This is a genomic window from Lachnospira hominis (ex Hitch et al. 2025) (assembly GCF_040096395.1).
Taxonomy (GTDB): Bacteria; Bacillota; Clostridia; order Lachnospirales; family Lachnospiraceae; genus Lachnospira; species Lachnospira hominis.
Genome location: NZ_JBBMES010000003.1, coordinates 1 through 20108 on the forward strand (window position 1 = coordinate 1; position 20108 = coordinate 20108).

General features: G+C 36.6%; 15 protein-coding genes. All 15 read left to right on the top strand.

Annotated elements, in window-relative coordinates:
- Window positions 1-322 precede the first annotated feature (322 nt).
- The 15 genes from WMO38_RS03625 to pelF all read left to right on the top strand — a co-directional run bounded on the left by WMO38_RS03625 (window position 323) and on the right by pelF (window position 20093).
- Window positions 323-550, top strand: coding sequence for a helix-turn-helix transcriptional regulator (locus tag WMO38_RS03625; protein WP_349161509.1), 228 nt, complete (start codon window positions 323-325; stop codon window positions 548-550).
- Complete coding sequence (locus WMO38_RS03630; protein WP_349161511.1) at window positions 531-1331, top strand: DUF3169 family protein; 801 nt, start codon at window positions 531-533, stop codon at window positions 1329-1331. Before WMO38_RS03625 ends, WMO38_RS03630 begins: the two co-directional genes overlap by 20 nt.
- 33 nt (window positions 1332-1364) lie before the next feature.
- Window positions 1365-1658 (top strand): hypothetical protein, encoded by a 294-nt coding sequence (locus tag WMO38_RS03635; RefSeq protein ID WP_349161513.1) that lies wholly within the window; start codon window positions 1365-1367, stop codon window positions 1656-1658.
- Between the two features lie 253 nt (window positions 1659-1911).
- Window positions 1912-2208 carry a metal-sensing transcriptional repressor gene (locus WMO38_RS03640; protein ID WP_021865821.1) on the top strand — a complete coding sequence of 99 codons (297 nt, stop codon included), beginning with the start codon at window positions 1912-1914 and terminating at the stop codon, window positions 2206-2208.
- A 75-nt stretch (window positions 2209-2283) separates the two neighbouring features.
- A complete protein-coding gene (locus WMO38_RS03645) occupies window positions 2284-4860 on the top strand; it encodes a heavy metal translocating P-type ATPase (protein ID WP_349161515.1) in 2577 nt (858 codons plus the stop codon).
- A gap of 70 nt (window positions 4861-4930) precedes the next feature.
- Window positions 4931-5458 carry a nitroreductase gene (locus WMO38_RS03650; protein ID WP_349161516.1) on the top strand — a complete coding sequence of 176 codons (528 nt, stop codon included), beginning with the start codon at window positions 4931-4933 and terminating at the stop codon, window positions 5456-5458.
- A 162-nt stretch (window positions 5459-5620) separates the two neighbouring features.
- On the top strand, window positions 5621-6805 hold the full coding sequence (locus tag WMO38_RS03655; RefSeq protein WP_349161518.1) for a pyridoxal phosphate-dependent aminotransferase: 1185 nt from the start codon (window positions 5621-5623) through the stop codon (window positions 6803-6805).
- Between the two features lie 101 nt (window positions 6806-6906).
- Entirely contained in the window at window positions 6907-9036 is a 2130-nt protein-coding gene (locus tag WMO38_RS03660; RefSeq protein WP_349161520.1) for an ABC transporter ATP-binding protein, read from the top strand.
- A 2-nt stretch (window positions 9037-9038) separates the two neighbouring features.
- On the top strand, window positions 9039-10892 hold the full coding sequence (locus WMO38_RS03665) for an ABC transporter ATP-binding protein (protein WP_435390972.1): 1854 nt from the start codon (window positions 9039-9041) through the stop codon (window positions 10890-10892).
- Window positions 10893-11081: 189 nt separating this feature from the next.
- On the top strand, window positions 11082-11345 hold the full coding sequence (locus tag WMO38_RS03670) for a PqqD family protein (protein WP_349161522.1): 264 nt from the start codon (window positions 11082-11084) through the stop codon (window positions 11343-11345).
- A 17-nt stretch (window positions 11346-11362) separates the two neighbouring features.
- Window positions 11363-13582: an NAD-dependent epimerase/dehydratase family protein gene (locus WMO38_RS03675; protein WP_349161524.1), complete on the top strand. Its 2220-nt coding sequence runs from the start codon at window positions 11363-11365 to the stop codon at window positions 13580-13582.
- Entirely contained in the window at window positions 13572-14387 is an 816-nt protein-coding gene (locus WMO38_RS03680) for a hypothetical protein (protein ID WP_349161525.1), read from the top strand. Before WMO38_RS03675 ends, WMO38_RS03680 begins: the two co-directional genes overlap by 11 nt.
- Before the next feature lie 37 nt (window positions 14388-14424).
- Entirely contained in the window at window positions 14425-16803 is a 2379-nt protein-coding gene (locus tag WMO38_RS03685) for a hypothetical protein (protein ID WP_349161526.1), read from the top strand.
- Window positions 16804-16819: 16 nt separating this feature from the next.
- A complete protein-coding gene (locus tag WMO38_RS03690) occupies window positions 16820-18643 on the top strand; it encodes a DUF2194 domain-containing protein (protein ID WP_349161527.1) in 1824 nt (607 codons plus the stop codon).
- 22 nt (window positions 18644-18665) lie between these two features.
- On the top strand, window positions 18666-20093 hold the full coding sequence (pelF, locus tag WMO38_RS03695) for a GT4 family glycosyltransferase PelF (RefSeq protein WP_349161528.1): 1428 nt from the start codon (window positions 18666-18668) through the stop codon (window positions 20091-20093).
- Window positions 20094-20108 lie beyond the last annotated feature (15 nt).

Below are 20108 nucleotides of genomic sequence, written 5' to 3' on the forward strand. Positions count from 1 at the left end.
ATCCGTATAGTCAGTATCGTTCAACGCATTATACAAAGATAATAAATCCTTAGGATTTTTAAAGATAAACCGAAACAAGACGTCTTTATGGTTCCGGTTTAGTAATGGTTCATTGGTCAATAGGCAGTCCTCCTTAAAATAATGTTTAATATATATTAATAATATAGTAATATTTTAAATATGTCAATAGTATATTTTATAAAATAAAAATAATATGACTGACACTTACTTGACATTTATTGATGACAAGTATATAATACAAAATGACAAAGATAATTGTCAATATACATAAACTTTTTTTATAAAATTTTGGAGGTGTCTTATGATACTGCGAAATCGGTTAAAGGAACGCAGAGCGGCACTTAATGTTAATCAGCAGAAGATGGGTGCGTTGTGTGGCGTATCAAGGCAGACGATAAGCCTTATAGAAAGAGGAGATTATTCACCGTCGGTTACTCTTGCGTTGACAATTGCCAAAGTATGCGGCGTTACAGTTGAAGAGGTATTTTATCTGGAGGAGGAAGAAAATAATGGAGAATCAGGAAATTAAAGAAGCTAACAGGAAAGCTATGCCTATGTTTATATTATTGGTAATTGCAGGGGCGGCAGCCGGTGGTATAATGGGATTTGTAATTGCAAAATATGGATTGCATGGATTTTCAGAAAATATTGAACGTGTGGCAGACGTATTTTCAACATTTGTTGCACCATGGATGATGTTTACAATAGCGGTTTTTGTTCCGTTAATATTAAGCCCTTATTATATGAAAACTAAAAAAATGCTTTTGTCATGGGATTGTGAAGATGAAGAAATATCAGATGGCATAGAGAAAAGATTGTCGGTTATTATCTGGGTTACGAGTTGTGGACTTATTATTTCATATTTTCTTATTGGGGCAGTGTATTCAAACGGCTTAGAAATATTTGATAATAATAAAGGCGTATTTTTACCGTTTAGCATAGGTATTGTAGCATTTATGGCTATTCTGGTTGAGGTTGTTATTTTTCAGCAGAAATGTGTGGATTTATCTAAAATTATGAATCCTGAGAAAAAAGCATCTGTGTATGATATGAGATTTCAGAAAAAATGGATGGAAAGCTGTGATGAGGCCGAGAAAATTATAGTTGGAAAATGTGCATTTAAAGCATACAGTGTGACTAATAGCGTATGTTCCGTATTGGAGATTGTTCTTGTTATTTGTGCACTTGCATTTGGAACGGGTTTTTTGCCGGCACTCGTTGTATGTATAATATGGCTGGTAAACACATCTGTATATTGTAAGGAAGCTATGAAATATTCAAAAGCAGGTAATAAGATAAATTATGTATAGTAAATCATAACAAAAGACAAGGAGAACAATAATATGACAGTATATCAGAGAGTTGTAATTATCGCAGCTGTCTGCCTTTGTATAGGTGGCATTATGATGTTATTAGATGTTCCGTTTATGACAAAAGGCATGAAACAAAAGTATACAGATGAATCTGTAAAATCATATTATAAAAAAGCCGGGGTATGTTACGTTATAATGGCAGTGGGTGCCGTTTTGGAATCTGTTGCAAAATCCGGAACAGTGCTGCATGATGCCGGCTGGGTATTATTTATAGCCGGTGTTATTATTCCTATGTTTTTATCAAAGGGTTTACAGAGTAAATAAAGGGTGATTTTATACATTACGTGCAGCATAATCTGTGTGTGACACAGGTGAAAATAAGAGAAGTATTAAAGCTTGATAAAAATACACCTTGACATAGCTGATGCCGGGGTGTATTATTTTGCTCACAAAGATACCATACAGGGGTATGCTATACATGGCGTTGCTTGTATGATATTCTATGAAGTGCATTATATACATTGTTATAAGATGTACGGTCACATAACAGAATTATATAGAAAGGCAGGTAAATGAATTGGAAGAATGTGAACATTGCAGACATAAAGAACGTTCTGATAAAGAATACAGGGATTTAATTAACAGATTAAGCAGAATAGAAGGACAGATAAGAGGAATTAAGGGAATGGTTGAAAAAGGTGCATATTGTCCGGATATTCTTATTCAGGTGTCGGCAGTTAATGCAGCACTTAACAGTTTTAACAAAGTTTTGCTTGCAAACCATATAAAATCCTGTGTTACTACAGATATTAGAGCCGGTAAGGAAGAGACTGTAGATGAACTTGTCACAGTGCTTCAGAAGCTTATGAAATAAGAAAATCAGCTTAGCATAATAATAATTTTGTTCAATGATAAAAACATATAAAAAACAGGCAGGTGATATTTAATTATGAAACAGTATATAGTTACGGGAATGAGCTGTGCAGCGTGTAGCAGCCGTGTTGAGAAAGCTGTGTCAAAAGTAGAAGGAGTAGAGAACTGCTCGGTAAGCCTTCTTACCAATTCAATGGGAGTTGAAGGTACGGCAAGTGATGAAGCGGTAATAAAAGCTGTTGAAGATGCGGGATACGGTGCATCTTTAAAAACATCACATACGGCGTCGGATAAAAGTGGAACATCACAGAAGAGCGGTTCTCAGGGAATGTATGCGGCACAGGAGGACATGTTAAAAGACAGGGCAACACCTGTATTAAAAAAGAGATTTATAGCATCTGTAGGATTTCTTATAGTGCTTATGTATATTTCAATGGGACATATGATGTGGGGCTGGCCGCTTCCGTCATTTCTTGAAGGCAACCATGTTGCAATGGGACTTATACAGATGCTTCTTACAATAATTATTATGGTTATTAACCAGAAGTTTTTTATAAGCGGATTTAAGGGACTTTTGCATAAAGCACCTAACATGGATACACTTGTTGCACTCGGTTCAGGTGCGGCGTTTGTATACAGCACATATGCATTGTTTGCTATGACAGATGCACAAGTACGCATGGATATGGACGGCGTAATGCACTACATGCATGAATTTTATTTTGAATCAGCGGCTATGATTCTTACACTTATAACAGTCGGAAAGATGCTTGAAGCCCATTCAAAAGGAAAGACAACAGATGCGATAAAAAGCCTTATGAAGCTTGCACCAAAAACAGCTAATATAATACGTGACGGCAGTGAGTTAAATGTTCCTGTTGAAAATGTAAAAAAAGGTGATATATTTATTGTAAGACCAGGGGAAAATATACCTGTAGACGGTATTGTTGTCGAGGGAAGCAGTGCGGTAAACGAAGCAGCACTTACAGGTGAAAGCATACCTGTTGACAAGTCGGCGGGGGATAATGTTTCTGCGGCAACACTCAACCAGTCAGGATTTTTAAAGTGCGAAGCGTCAAGAGTCGGTGAAGATACAACACTTTCACAGATAATACAGATGGTAAGTGATGCAGCGGCAACAAAGGCTCCAATTGCGAAGATAGCCGACAGGGTATCAGGCGTATTTGTTCCTGCTGTAATAACGATAGCCTTGATAACAATAGCGGTATGGCTTATTGCAGGTCAGTCTGTCGGATTTGCACTTGCAAGAGGAATATCAGTTCTTGTAATAAGCTGTCCGTGTGCTCTTGGGCTTGCAACACCTGTTGCAATTATGGTCGGTAACGGAATGGGTGCAAAAAACGGCATGATGTTTAAGACTGCGTCATCTCTTGAGGAAACAGGAAAGATTGATATAGTCGCACTTGATAAGACAGGAACTATAACGAGCGGTGAGCCTAAGGTTACAGATATAATATGTGCTGATGGTTTTGGCAAAAATGATTTGCTTGAAAATGCCTACTCTATTGAAATGCTCTCAGAGCATCCTCTTGCAAAAGCAGTTACGGGATATGTAAAAGACAATAAGAGCGATATTTTTAACAAAAAATACAATATTACGGAATTTCAGGCACTTGCAGGTAACGGATTATCAGGCATAAACGGTGAAGATAAGATTACAGGCGGAAGTCTCAAATTTATGAGCAACACAGTAAATGTGCCTAAGGAAATGGATAAAAAAGCACAGGAACTTGCAGAGCAGGGAAAAACACCGCTTTTGTTTGCTAAGAATGATAAACTTCTCGGAATTATAGCTGTTGCCGATGTTATAAAAGAAGAAAGCGGTCAGGCTGTAAAAGAACTTCACGACATGGGCGTAAGAGTTGTGATGCTTACGGGAGATAATGAAAGAACCGCCAAAGCAATAGGAAGACAGGCTGGTGTCGATGAAGTTATAGCGGGAGTTCTTCCTGATGGAAAAGAAGCTGTTATAAGAAAACTTAAAGAAAGCGGCAAGGTTGCAATGGTTGGTGACGGAATCAACGATGCACCCGCTCTTACAAGAGCGGACATAGGTATTGCAATCGGTGCGGGAACTGACATAGCCATAGATGCGGCTGATATAGTTCTTATGAAGAGCCGTCTCACAGACGTTTCTGCGGCAATAAGATTAAGCCGTGCAACATTAAGAAATATCCACGAAAATTTATTCTGGGCATTCTTTTACAATATAATCGGAATACCGCTTGCGGCCGGTGTATGGATTCCATTATTCGGATGGACATTAAATCCGATGTTTGGTGCTGCAGCAATGAGTCTTTCAAGCTTCTGCGTTGTAACAAATGCGTTGAGACTGAATCTTTTCAAGGTATATGATGCTTCACATGACAGAAAACGTGTAAAAAAGCATGATAATAATAAAAACAGTAAAGGAGAAAAAAATATGGAAAAGACACTTAATATCGAAGGAATGATGTGTGGACACTGCGAGGCAAGAGTAAAGAAAGCTCTTGAAGCACTTGCACAGGTAGATGAGGCTGTAGTAAGCCATGAGAGTGGTACGGCAGTAGTAAAGCTTAATGTTGATGTTGACAATGCTGTTCTTAAAGAAGCTGTTGAGGCACAGGACTACAAAGTTACAGGAATCAACTAAATCATAAATAATTATAAAATTGCAAAAATATCAGAAATCACAAAAAATATTGGAAGGCAGGTAAAGACAGATGAACGAAATCATAGAAAACATGAAGACAAGAAGAAGTATAAGAAAATTTAAGTCAGATGCACTTCCTCAAGATGTGCTTGACAGAATTCTTGAAGCCGGAACATATGCCCCGACAGGAATGGCAGCACAGTCCCCTGTTATAATTGCGGTTACAAACAAAGAGCTTAGGGATAAGTTATCTGCTATGAATGCAAAGATTATGGGAAAACCTGAAGATTTTGATCCATTTTACAATGCACCTGTTGTTCTCGTTGTGCTTGCAGATAAAAGCAGACCGACACATGTTTATGACGGAAGCCTTGTGATGGGAAATCTTATGCTTGCGGCACATTCAGAGGGAATTGGAAGCTGCTGGATTCACCGTGCGAAGGAAACATTTGAGAGCGAAGAGGGAAAGAGTATCCTTAAACAGCTTGGAATTACAGGTGATTACGAAGGCATAGGAAACTGCGTGCTCGGTTATGCAGATGGTGATGAACCTAAGGCTCATCCGATTAAGGATAATTACGTATACTATGTAAAGTAAATATTGATAGAAATATCAAAAAAGTAAATATTAAATCTTTCCCAAAATGTAGTAATATAAGATTGAATTTTATGGAAAGGGGCTGCCGCTATAATGATTAATTTTGAACGATTAATTTACATGCGGCAGCCCTTTTTAAGAAAGGTATTAACAGGTATATTAATGAGAGAATTAAGTCAGAGAACATCACAATTTACGGATTCAGTAATAAGAAGAATGACAAGAGTTGCCAATAAGTACGGTGCAGTTAATTTATCACAGGGATTTCCTGATTTTGACCCGCCAGAAGCCATTACAGACAGGTTGGCAGAGGTTGCAGGCGAAGGTCCTCACCAGTATGCGCTTACATGGGGAGCAAAGAATTTCAGGGATGCACTTGCGGCAAAACAGGAGCATTTTTCGGGAATGAAAATAGATGCAGAAAGTGAAATAGTAGTTACATGTGGAAGCACAGAAGCTATGATGGCAGCAATGATGTCGGTTGTAAATCCGGGAGATAAAGTTATCATTTTTTCGCCTTTTTATGAAAATTATGGTGCTGATACAATACTTTCGGGAGCAGAGCCGGTTTACGTTCCTTTAGTACCGCCTGAATTTAAGTTTGATGCTAATGTACTTGAAGATGCATTTAAAACAGGAGCCAAAGCACTTATTTTGTGTAACCCTTCAAATCCCTGCGGCAAAGTATTTACAGAGGGAGAACTTAAAATTATATCAGAACTTGCAATAAAATATGATACATATGTTATAACAGATGAAGTATATGAGCATATTATTTATGAACCGAATAAACATATATATATTTCAACGCTTCCGGGAATGAGAGAGAGAACAATTATATGTAATTCGCTATCAAAAACCTATTCAATTACGGGCTGGAGGCTTGGATATGTTATTGCAAATCCACAGATTGTAGACAGAGTAAAGAAAGTGCATGATTTCCTTACAGTAGGAGCTGCAGCACCGCTTATGGAGGCGGCAGTTACTGGTTTGAAATTCGGTGATGACTATTATAAAGAACTTCAGAACCATTATACACATATGAAAAATCTGTTCTGTGACGGTTTAAAAAATCTCGGACTTACATTTAGTGAGCCGCAGGGAGCTTATTACGTACTTATGGATGTTTCAGAATTTGGTGTAAAGGATGATGTGAAATTCTGTGAGTGGATGACACAGCATGTCGGAGTTGCGGCAGTTCCGGGTTCTAGCTTTTTCAGGGAAGATATCCATTCACTTGTAAGATTTCATTTTGCAAAGAAAGACAATACGTTAAATGCGGCTCTTGATAATCTTTCATCATTAAGAAAAAAATGTGCTGATGCACAAAATGTCATTTGGAGATAATAATTTTTATATTTTTTTAAGAAAAACTCATATTAATTTTCTTTATATTCGTACCCCATAGTGGTAATATCTAGAAATGCAATTGGAAAAGGAGAGAGACTATGGGCAGAATATTTAAAAATCTTGTACCATATTGGAAGTCTGTAATTATGATACTGGTACTTCTTGTACTGCAGGCGTTTTGTGATTTGTCACTTCCACAGTACACATCGGATATTATTGATGTAGGAATCCAGAATAAAGGTGTAGGACATGTTATGCCTGAGGCTGTAACAGAGGATGAATATAATCTGGCACAGCTTTTTATGACAGACAGTGAAAAGACAATCTGGCAGGAAAGTTATGACAATGATAATGGTATTTACAGATGCAATGTAAAGAGCGAAAAGAAACTGTCATCTTATGATGATGAACTTGTTTTACCGCTTATAATTAATAATCAGATGACAGATGAAGAAAAACAGAAGCTTCTTGCTATGTCACAGGCAGGAATGTTAAGCGATGAAATGGTTTCACAGATCAGGGAAAAAGCTGAAGAAACAGTTGATACGATGGGTTCTACACTTGTAAAGTCAATGGGAATCGCATATGCAGTAAAGCAGGATACTAATGCTGGAATTGATATGGATGCATTGCAGACAAAGTATCTGTGGGTTTCAGGAGCCAAGATGATAGCGATGGCACTTCTTGTTGCACTTACTACAGTTCTTGTTGGACTTGTAGCTTCAAGAGTAGCAGCCGGAATCGGACGTGATTTGCGTGGCAGTGTATACAAGAATGTAATGAATTTTTCAAATGCAGAGATGGATAAATTCTCGACAGCATCTCTTATAACACGAACAACTAATGATATACAGCAGGTACAGCTTGTGACTGTTCTTATGCTTCGTATGGTTTTATATGCACCTATACTCGGTGTAGGCGGTATTTTTAAGGTGATGCAGACAGGTGCAGGCATGGAATGGATTATAGCACTTGCGGTGCTTATAATAATCGGAATTGTAATGGTACTTATGGTAGTTGCAATGCCTAAATTCAAACTTATGCAGAAGCTTGTTGATAATGTCAATCTCGTATCAAGAGAAATTCTTACAGGTCTTTCCGTAATACGTGCATTCGGACGTGAAAAGAAAGAAGAGGAGCGTTTTGATGATGCCAATAAGGCACTCACTAAGACAATGCTTTTTACAAACCGTGTAATGACATTTATGATGCCTCTTATGACATTTATCATGTACGGAATTAATGTACTTATCATATGGGTAGCTGCACACAAGATTGACAGCGGAAGCATGCAGGTGGGTGCCATGACAGCATTTATCACATATGCAATGCAGATTGTAATGTCTTTCCTGATGCTTACAATGATGTCAATTATGCTTCCGAGAGCAGCAGTTTCAGCTAACAGAATAGATGAAGTTTTAAATGAAAAATCATCTATAAGAGACCCTGAAAATCCTGAAAGACTTGAAGAACACAAAGGTGTTGTAAGCTTTAACCATGTTTCATTCAGATATCCTAACGCTGATGCAGATGTTCTTTCAGATATTGATTTTGTAGCAAAACCGGGAGAGACAACAGCTATTGTCGGAAGTACAGGATGTGGCAAGTCAACACTTATCAATCTTATACCGCGTTTGTATGATGCAACACAGGGAAGTGTCCTGGTTGATGGACATGATGTTAAGAATATAACAATGGAAGATTTAAGAAGCGAAATCGGTTATGTGCCTCAGAAGGGTGTACTTTTCTCAGGTACTATAGCATCAAATTTAAGATATGGCAAAGATGATGCAACTGATGCACAGATTGAGGAGGCAGCTTCAATAGCTCAGGCAACAGAATTTATAGACAGCAAGAGTGCAAAATATGACAGTCCTATTGCACAGGGCGGTACTAACGTGTCAGGTGGTCAGAAGCAGAGACTCTCTATTGCGAGAGCCATTGCAAAGGATCCTAAGATATATATCTTTGATGACAGTTTTTCTGCACTTGATTTAAAGACAGATGCAGCATTAAGAAAAGCCTTATCATCAAAAGTTAAGGACAGCACTGTTATTATAGTTGCACAGCGAATCAGCACAATACTTCATGCTGACCAGATTCTTGTAATGGATGAAGGCAGAATTGTAGGTAAAGGTACACATGGAGAACTTATGAATTCATGTGATGTATATCAGCAGATAGCACGTTCACAGATGTCAGCAAAAGAGCTTGGAGAGGAGGCATAATCATGGAAGATAATAAAGATTTCAAGACGCCTCCGAGACGAGGCAGAATGGGCGGACCTAGAGGCATGGGAATGGCACCTGAAAAGGCAAAAGACTTTAAGGGTTCAATTTCAAAACTTATGTCATATATTGGAAGATATAAGATAGGAATATTTGCGGTAATGTTATTTGCTGCAGTTGCAACAGTATTTAATGTAATAGGCCCTAAGATTCTCGGTAAGGCCACAACAGCACTTTCTGAGGGACTTATGCGTAAAATAGCAGGTACGGGCGGAATGGATTTTAACTATATTGGAAAAATTCTTATAATTGTGCTTTGCCTTTATCTTGTAAGTGTCATTTTCAGTTTTTGTCAGGGCTGGATTATGACGGGAATAACACAGAAAGTATGCTATAGACTTCGTAAGGAAATATCAGAGAAAATCAACCGTATGCCTATGAAGTATTTCGAGAGCAGAACATACGGTGAGGTTCTTTCGAGAATAACAAACGATGTAGATACGCTCGGACAGGGACTTAACCAGAGTATAACAACCATAATTACATCGGTTGCCACACTTGTAGGTGTATTCATAATGATGATGAGTATTTCACCTCTTATGACAATTATTGCTGTAATTATACTTCCTGTATCAGCAGAACTTATATCATTCGTTGTCAAACGTTCACAGAAGTATTTTAAGACACAGCAGGAGTATCTTGGACATATCAATGGTCAGGTAGAAGAAACATATGGCGGACATCTTGTTGTTAAGTCATTTAATAAAGAAAAAGACATGGTAAAGCAGTTTGATGAGACTAACAACGTGTTGTACAAATCAGCCTGGAAATCACAGTTCTTCTCAGGAATGATGCAGCCCATCATGGCATTTGTCGGCAACCTTGGATATGCAGGTGTAGCATTGAGTGGTGGATTTCTTGCCATAAAGGGAACTATAACAATCGGTGATATTCAGGCATTTATCCAGTATGTTAAGAATTTTTCGCAGCCTATAACACAGATTGCACAGGTTATCAATCAGGTACAGTCAATGGCAGCCGCTTCAGAGAGAGTATTTGAATTCTTAGGAGAAGAAGAGGAAGACCAGTTTGCAGCTAATCCTGTAAAGTTAGATACAATAAGGGGCGAAGTAGAGTTCAGACATGTGCATTTTGGATACAGGGAGGATCAGACAATTATCAATGACTTTTCCGCAAAGGTAAAACCGGGACAAAAGATTGCGATTGTAGGCCCTACGGGAGCCGGAAAGACAACTATAGTTAAGCTTCTTATGAGATTCTATGACGTTGGCTCAGGTGAAATTCTTGTGGACGGTCATAATGTAAAAGATTTCAATAGAAGAGATTTAAGAGAAGCATTCGGAATGGTACTTCAGGATACATGGCTTTATAAAGATACTATTATGGAAAATATACGTTATGGACGTCTTGATGCAACAGATGAGGAAGTTATTGAAGCAGCGAAAGCCGCTCATGCAAATCATTTCATAGAAACACTTCCGGGTGGTTATAACATGGAGCTTAACGAGGATGCAAGCAATGTATCACAGGGACAGAAACAGCTTCTTACAATTGCAAGAGCAATTCTTGCTGACAATCCGATACTTATTCTTGATGAAGCTACATCTTCAGTAGATACAAGAACTGAACAGCAGATACAGAAAGCTATGGACAACCTTATGAAAGGCAGAACAAGTTTTGTTATTGCACACAGACTTTCAACGATAAAAGATGCGGATTTGATTCTTGTTATGAAAGACGGCGATATTGTCGAGCATGGAAATCACGAAGAATTGCTGAAGAAAGGTGGATTTTACGCTGACCTTTACAATTCACAGTTTGAAGAGGCTTGTTAATTACGAGATTTGTCAGGTTATAGTGTAAATACAGATATTATATATAGACACCGTCAAGGTCAACAGTCAGTTAAACTGTTGATTGTGGCGGTGTTTTGTAATATAATAAAATAATTAGAAATATTTGGAAATTATGTAATAAAATCTGCTATAGGGGATTAATATAGCTAAAGGGGTATTGTTATATTTATGGGAGAAGCAAAATACAAAATGTTTTACGCTGCCGGGAATTATTGGATTATGTCATGTGATTCATCAGATGAACAGTATATGACACCAATAATTATTAATGAAACCGGGGCAGTGATATGGAAATATCTGAGTGAATGTAATTCATTAAATGAGACTGCACAGAGGTTATCAGACTTTTATGGGATAACAATAGAAGACGCTAAAGCAGATGTTTCTTTATTTACGGATAGTTTAAGAAAATATGGAATTAAATATATTTAACAGGCTGGTATGGAATTATGAGAGTATTGATAGTTGGAGCATTTGGAACTGTTACATCAGCGATAATCCGTAAGTTTGGTAAAGAAGGTGCAAGAATATATGCACTGACGGGTGGGAAAAATTCTGAGAACAGGTACAAAAAAGTATATGAACAGTATGATTTTTCGTATGATAATAATTGCATAAAAGAAGTGTTTGAGAGTGTAAATCCTGATGTAACAATATTTACAGGAGCATTTGACTCTAATTTTGAATGGAGCAGTGGCTATAGTGAGATGGTGAAGTTCGGTGCCGGATTGTATAACTGCCTGAATGCTTTTTCATTTTTGAATCATGGCCGCTTTATATTTTTATCATCAAATGAGGTTAATAGCTTTGATGAAAGTACATATAAAGAGATATTACATTCACAAAGACCGCTTGAATCTGGAGCAATACGTACTTATGCCAGAGTGTATAAGGCAAGTGCATTGAAGAATGGTGAAGATATATGCAGTAATTACCGTAAGACAACAGGCTCGGATGTAATAGCATTGAGAATAGAAGAACTTTCATTTGAAACGAAAAAGCCTGAAGAAGCTGTAGATACATGTACACGTATGTGCAGTGAACTATTGAGAGAAAACAGTATAACGAAAGAATCAGAAAAATATTCGCCTATTTATATTACAGATGTGGTCGAAGCCTTGTATAAGCTTGTTAATAAGGATTTGTTGAAGTATGGTTTATACAGAATTCATTCAGACAGTTCGATTACACAGAATGAACTTGCTGAACTTATTAATACGTCATTTGATACACAGGTTACAATAAAAGAAAATATATCTGATATAAGTAGTAATGATGATATACATGACATGTCAGAAGAAATTGAAGTAAAAATATTTAAAGATGCAAAATCATGTGCACAGCAGATTATAAAAAATATAAAGAATAATAGATCTGTATTTGCATCGGGAAGTACAGTTACTGAAAAATTTTCAAAAAGAATAGCACAATATTTTAAAGGAATGCTGGTTGCACTGATTCCTTTTATTGAAAATATGGTAATTTTCATTCCTTTCTTTATGATTAACAACAGAACGACCGGAAGCACATATTTTGCAAGACTTGACTGTTATCTTATATATGTTCTTATATTTGCCATGGTTTATGGTCAGCAGCAGGCATTATTTTCATCTATACTGGCGGTATGCGGCTACTTTTTCAGACAGATGTATTCAAGAACCGGATTTGAAATCATGCTTGATTATAATACGTATGTATGGATTGCACAGCTTGTTATATTGGGACTTAGTGTAGGATATCTGCGTGACCAGCTCAATTCGCTTAAAGCTGATAAAGAAGATGAAGTTGGATATCTTGACAGTCGTCTTAAAGACATTGAGGATATTAACATAATCAATGCAAAGTTAAAAGATGAACTTGAGACACAGGTTATTAACCAGAGTGATAGTCTTGGAAAGATATTTGAAATAACATCAACACTTGATAAAGATGAGCCGGAGGAAGTATTTTTCCATGCTGCAGAAGTTGTTTCAAAACTTATGGATTGTAAAGAAGTTGCAATATATAACGTATCCAACAGAAGTTTTGCAAGACTTATGGCATTCACATCACATAATGCCAAGAAACTGGGTAATTCAATTGAATATACAAAATATACTGAAATGTATGAAACATTAAAGCGGGGAGACGTGTATATTAACAGAAAACTTGAAAAAGATTATCCGCTTATGGCAGCAGCAATTATGGCAGAGGAAAGCATAAGTTCTATTATAATGCTGTGGGACATTTCGTGGGAGCAGATGAATCTTGCACAGTCAAACAGGCTGCGTGTTGTAAGTTACATGATTCAGAATGCGGTTCTTAAAGCTAACAGATATATAGAAATGATTGAAAATGAAAGATATGTTGAGGGAACAAAACTTCTTGAAACGCAGGCATTTAAGGCACTTCTGGATGCTTTTATCAATGCAAGAAAAAGAGGGCTTGCAGATTGTTCAATTATAAAAATTAATCCGGGCACAAAGGATGTTAAAGAAGCAAGTATCGATTTGCAGAAAAATTTCCGTAATTCGGATTATCTTGGAAGTCTTGATGATGGTTATCTTTATGTGCTTCTTGCAAATACAAATAATGCTGATGCAGGTTTTGTTACAGGAAGAATAAAGGATGCAGGATATTCGTATGAGATGATAGATGGTGATGTTGACGGAGGAGCATATGGAGATTGATAAGATTTTGTCTGTGACACTTATAATACTGGCAATTCCGGTTACAATCTCAGTGGTTGTTCTTCTGGCAAGGCTTTTAAAAGTTATATTTTTTCATGGAGAAGTTAATCTTGAAGATGTAATTTTCAGTAAAGAAAGAATTCGTCAGGTAGATAAGAGCAATATGGAACAGGAGCGGAATATTGTTTCAATTCAGGAAGCTGTGGCAATAAGTAATTATAAGAGCCAGCGTGAACTTATGATGAATATTTTAAGAAAAGATACAAGTCAGTCGCTCGGTTCAATTTCTTATGCACTTAACAGCGAAGACACAGAAACATCACATTATGCGGCGACAGCTTTAAGAGATGAACTTGGTGATTTCAGAAGTAATGTCCTCAAACTTTACAAGAATGTAAAAAAAGGTGAGAAAGCTGAGCCATCGCAGCTCTGCGAGTTCATTGAAAAAACATATGGAATGATTTGTCAGGATGTGTTTCTGCCTACAGAAAAAAAACAGTATACCGGTATGATAGATGAGATTATGAAAATTATGCTCGCAGATTATAAGGATGATATAAAGCCACAGTATTATGAGTGGATTGTGCGATGCATGATTGAAAATGATAATAAAGAGAGTGCAAAAGAGTGGTGTGAATTGGCAGATAAAAATCTTCAAGGACTTCTTACGCCATACAAGTGTTATCTTAGATATTATTATTATTGCGATGATGGCACAGATTTTATAAAAACAATAGATGAGCTGAAAAATACCGATATACCTATAGATAATGATACACTTGAAATATTCAGAATGTTTGGATGATATGCAATTAGATTAATACCGGAATGGAGAAACTGATATGTCTGTGACAAACGTAGTACAGTCAATATGGATACTGATTTTATATTCTTTAATGACAGTATTCATGCCGGCTGTTGTTATGCACAAAAGAATAGCAAAGAGGCGTTTATGTGAAAAATTTCTGATATGCGTTGTTGCCGGTAATTTTTATATTATAAATGTTGTTTTTATTCTGCAATTTCTTCATATTTCAAATCGTTTTACACTTTTTTGTGCAACATTTGTGGCGGCATTTGTCTATATGATTTTGAGAAACCGAACAAAATCAAGACAAATTCTTATAAAAATTGTTGATATAATGAGCAGATTAGCGAGAAATACAATGGGAAGACGTACGTTTTTTTCAAAGTGCGGCAATCATGTAAAATCAGCATTAAAAAAACTTATTATAAAGATAAAAAATTATTTAAAATGCTACGGATGGGAGACATTCCTTACTTTATGCCTTTGTGCGGTTGTATGTGTGATATATGGTTCAAATGGTATTATAAACTATGGATATACGGCTTCCGATACGCCGGTTCACAATTATTGGATAAATGCAATGTCTGATAATAACGTGTTTGTTGCCGGTGTTTATCCGCATGGCTTTCATTGTATTATATATTACATGCATGCTGTATTCGGAATAGATACATATGTATTATTAAGATTATTTACAGTGACAAGTGCATTATATATTCATCTTGCATTATTTGCTTTCTGCAGGGGAGTGTGCAGAGGAGCATATTCAGCATATGCGGCATTATTTATATTTGCAGCAGTCAATCTTTTAAATAAAGATTGTATTATCAGATATACAAACAATCTTCCGCAGGAATACGGAATGATATTTATACTTCCTACAGTATATTTTATATTTGAATTTTTTAAGCATCAGAAAATATGTCCCCAAAAAATTAAGATAAAGGAAACTGCACTCATAGTTGAGGGTGAACTTGCAGCAGAAGACCTTATATATGCGGCAGTAAGTTTTTCACTCACAATTGCTGTACATTTTTACGGAACAATGATTGCCGGAATATTCTGTATAGGAATAGTATTTGGATTTGTTATAAGGATTGTCCAGCCAAGATTTATGGCAAGAATTATCGCAGCATTTACGCTTGGAGTAATACTTGGAGTTCTTCCGCTTGCAACGGCTGTTATAATGGGAAAACCGATGCAGGGTTCAATCGGATGGGGACTCAGTGTAATTTCCGGTAATAAGACGGCGACAGGTATCAATATAGATACATCAGGGCAGAATTCTTCAGGTACATCATCAGGCGGACAGTCATCAGATGCTGCATTTGGACAGCAGGGGGAGGTACTGGGTGATGATGCATATAATGATGAGGATGGACAGAATGGCACACAGTCTGTTAAAAAACTGTCTTTTGCCGACAAATTAAAGCAAAAGACCGGCGTGGTATATTATAAATTTGCAGACCTTTTTGGCAGGGCGTACAGAAATCTTAAAAATGATATAGAAGCTGCAGTGTTTCCGCATGGAGGAGACTTTTATCTCGGATTTGTATTTATAAGCTGTGCAGTTCTTATAATACTTGGCATAATCTTTGGAATAAGCAGGGATTATGATTATGGCGGAAGAATAATTACAGTCGCATTTTCAATAATATTTATACATATGATGTTTATTGCAGGCGTATTTGGGCTGCCAAAGCTTATGGACCAGAACAGAACAAGAATATATATGACATATTCGCTGGCTGTTCTTGTTGCACTTGACTTTGATATCGTGCCATATATAATTTCAAGATTTATAAATTTGAAAACATTGTATAATACAATATCCTTTGCCATATGCGTTGTGGCTGTAATAAGAGTGGTTGATGTGTATGGACTTCGTGAACCTATTGTATATTCCCAAATCGGCATGCTTGAGTCAAATGGTGCTGTAGAGTGTCTTAGTAATATTATAAAAGAAAATGAAGACAGAACATGGACGATACTTTCAGCTAATGATGAACTGAGAATGATGGATAAACATGGTTATCATTATGAGATTCTGGATTTGTTAAAAGACATGAAAAAAAATCCTGATAAACGTATTACGATTCCAACAAAATATTTATATATATATGTTGAAAAAACACCTTTAAACTATTCTGTGGCATATGATAAGAGTGGACAGAAGGTTTCAAGGGAAGGGGCGGCAACACCACTCCCACAATATGGTGGAATTGTTTCTTATACGGGAAGATACCGCTGGGTTGTAATGTCCAAGATGTATTATTGGGCACAGGAACTTCAGAAATTGTTCCCTGAGGATGTGAGCGTATATTATGAGGATGATGATTTTATCTGTTACAAATTAGTACAGAACACATCAAATCTTTATAACCTTAACATTGATTATGAGTATAGAAATTAGGTGGAGAGGATAAGACATGAAAAACAGGATGTTGTCCAAAAGAGTATATTTTACAGTCAGTGCATTGATGATGCTGGTTCTTTTTATGTTCCAGTTTTCAGGTATTATAAGAAAAAAGTACAATAATTTTGACGAAAATAAATATGCTGTTTCAGAAAAAAATGATTTGAACAATAATAATGTGTTTACAGTTTTGACAGATGAAGATAAGGTCGTTAAAAGCATCAGCGGATATATTGTATACATTGGAGATATTAATACAAAGACAGGAAATACAGTATACGAGTGGTGTAATTATACTAAGCGGAATCTCCTTGTATACAAAACAGTCTCACAATATCACAGATATAATGAGAAATATCCCGATGCCGTTCTTATAGATTCAGATTATGTAAACATTGACAGTGATATAGATACATTTTCTCTTCTGACTGATTATGGAATTAATCTTGTATTCTGTACACTTCCATCTTATTCCGCAATCAGTGAAAACCAGCGTTTTGAGCAGTTGTGCGGAATAAGTCCGCACAGAGAATCTGTCAATGCTTCCGGATTAAAGCTTTACAGTGGCTTTTTATTTGGAGGTGAGGCATGGTATACGAAAGAGAATGATCCTGACGGAAAATTCCAGAATATGAAACTTACAATGCCATGGTATAACACAAGCAATGCGACAAAGACATACATGTCTGCTGTGGTTGAATCAGAGGATGGAAGTAAGATTGATAATGAAGACCAGCCTGCGGTTATCTGGCGAAAGAGCCATGATCATGCATATGTATTCTGTATTAACGGAGACTATATAAAAGATATATCGGGGATGGGAATCCTTACTGCAATAATGTCAGAATCAAAGGATTTAGATATATATCCGGTAGTTGATTCACAGTCGGTAATAGTAAATAATTTTCCGATGTTTTCATTTGAAAATGATGATGCCGTAGAGAAATATTATCTCAGAAATACAAGTTCGCTTCTTGAAAATGTAATATGGCCTGATATATCTAATCTGGCAGAGTCAACAGGTGCGAGGTTTACATTTATGGCGGCACCACAGATTAATTATTCGGACAACAATCTTGTTTCTGTACGTGAAATGGACTATTTTTTCAGGCTTTTCTCGGAGATAAGTTCGGAGGCGGGACTTACAACTACAAGAGATGATGCAACATCCATTGATGAAAAACTGACAGCAGATGCCGGCATTTTTTCAAATTATTTATCAAATTATAAATTTACATCCATAATTGCAAGGAAAGATGAGCTTGAAAATGTATTATCATCGAAAAACAGCCTTATAGATGATGTAAATACGATAGTTACTGATTCACAGGATTATGGCGGTACAAAATTATTTTCGTATGTAAATGATAATGTGATTAATGTTGAGTGTCCTGTGACAAGTGATAAGTATACATATTCAGATGATTTCAGACAGAGGTGTTTTCAGACGGCACTTGCGTATACCAATATAGAATTTAACATGACAGGTGTATGTAATCCGGATGATGAAAAAGAGTTGTGGAATGAAGAGATAAAGTCAAAGTCCACGGCACTTACTTCATATATGAAAAATTCAAAGATGTTTACTAAATGCAGTATTTCACAGGCAGATAAACGTATACGTGAATTTATGGCGGCAGATTATTCATATAAACAAAACAGCTCATATGTAAGTCTTGATATAACAGGTGCTCAGGATACGACACGTTTTATTGTAAGGCTGCGTACAGGGGAAGTTGAAAATGTATCGGGAGCTGTGTGTACGAAAGTTGAAAAGGGTGTATATCTTATTACAGCACAGTCTAAGCATGTTGAAATGACAATTAAGACAGAATAGTGTGCAAAGCAGGAGGGTAAGGATGAGAATATGTATTGTTGCTGAAGGCTGCTATCCTTATGTGGTAGGTGGTGTTTCAAGCTGGATAAACAATTTAATAAGGTCATTTCCACAGCATGAATTTATAATGCTTGCAGTTATTTCTGACAGGAGTGTTAGTGGCAAATTCAAATATAATCTTCCGGATAATCTGACAGAGGTACATGAGGTATACTTAAATGATACCGAATGGGTAAACAGGACAAGAAAAAATTATAAAAATGCCAGATTATCAGCAAAAAATAAAGAGGCACTAAATTCACTCCTTATCGGTACTGACACAGACTGGGAGACGCTTACGGGACTTTTACAGAATCCAAAGCTTTCGCTTGATGCACTTCTTATGGGACCTGACTTTCTCGATGCTGTTGTAAAAAGTTATGAGTTAAAACATGGCGAAATCATATTTTCGGATTTTTTATGGACTATGCGTTCAATGTATCTCCCGCTTTTTCTTGCAATGCATTCAGATATTCCTAAGGCAGATATTTTTCATTGTGTTGCTACAGGATACTCAGGTGTTCTTGGCTCAATGGCAAAAATACTTTACCCCAGAAGCAGACTTATTGTTTCAGAACATGGAATATATACAAGAGAGCGTGAGGAAGAAGTTATCAAGGCATCATGGATAGCTGGAATATACAAGGATTTATGGATAGACCAGTTTAAGAAAATGTCTCTCTTTGCATATGATAAGGCTGACCGGGTTACATCGCTTTATGGTACAGCGAGAAGACTTCAGATAGAACTTGGCTGCCCTGAGGAAAAGATTATGATTACTCCAAACGGAATAGACCAGGAAAGGTTTAAAGATATTCCGATGAAAGAACCGGATGACGAATATATTAATGTCGGTGCAGTGCTTCGAGTTACGCCGATTAAAGATGTAAAGACTATGATAATGGCATTTGGTTATGCAAAAAATAACAATCCAAAGCTGAAATTGTGGATTATGGGTCCTACAGATGAGGATGAAGATTATGCAAAAGAATGTTTTGACCTTGTTGAAGATATGCAGATAAAAGATGTAATATTTACAGGAAGAATCAATACATCGGAATATATAGGAAAGATGGATTTTACAATCCTTACAAGTATCAGTGAAGGCCAGCCACTTACAATTCTTGAGGGTTATGCGGCACATAAGCCGGCAATAGCAACAGATGTCGGTAACTGCCGAGGACTTATATATGGCGAAGATGACCCATACGGTCCATCAGGAATAGTAACACACATTATGAATGTTGAGGAAATCAAGGAGGCAATATTATTTCTTGCTAATAATCCAGAGACATGTAAGGAATATGGTGAAAATGGATATAAACGCCTTATAAGACGCTATACAATTGTTGATATGAAAAATACATATGATGGCATATATACTGAGTTATCAGAGAGTATGACGGATTAAAATGGATGTAAATAT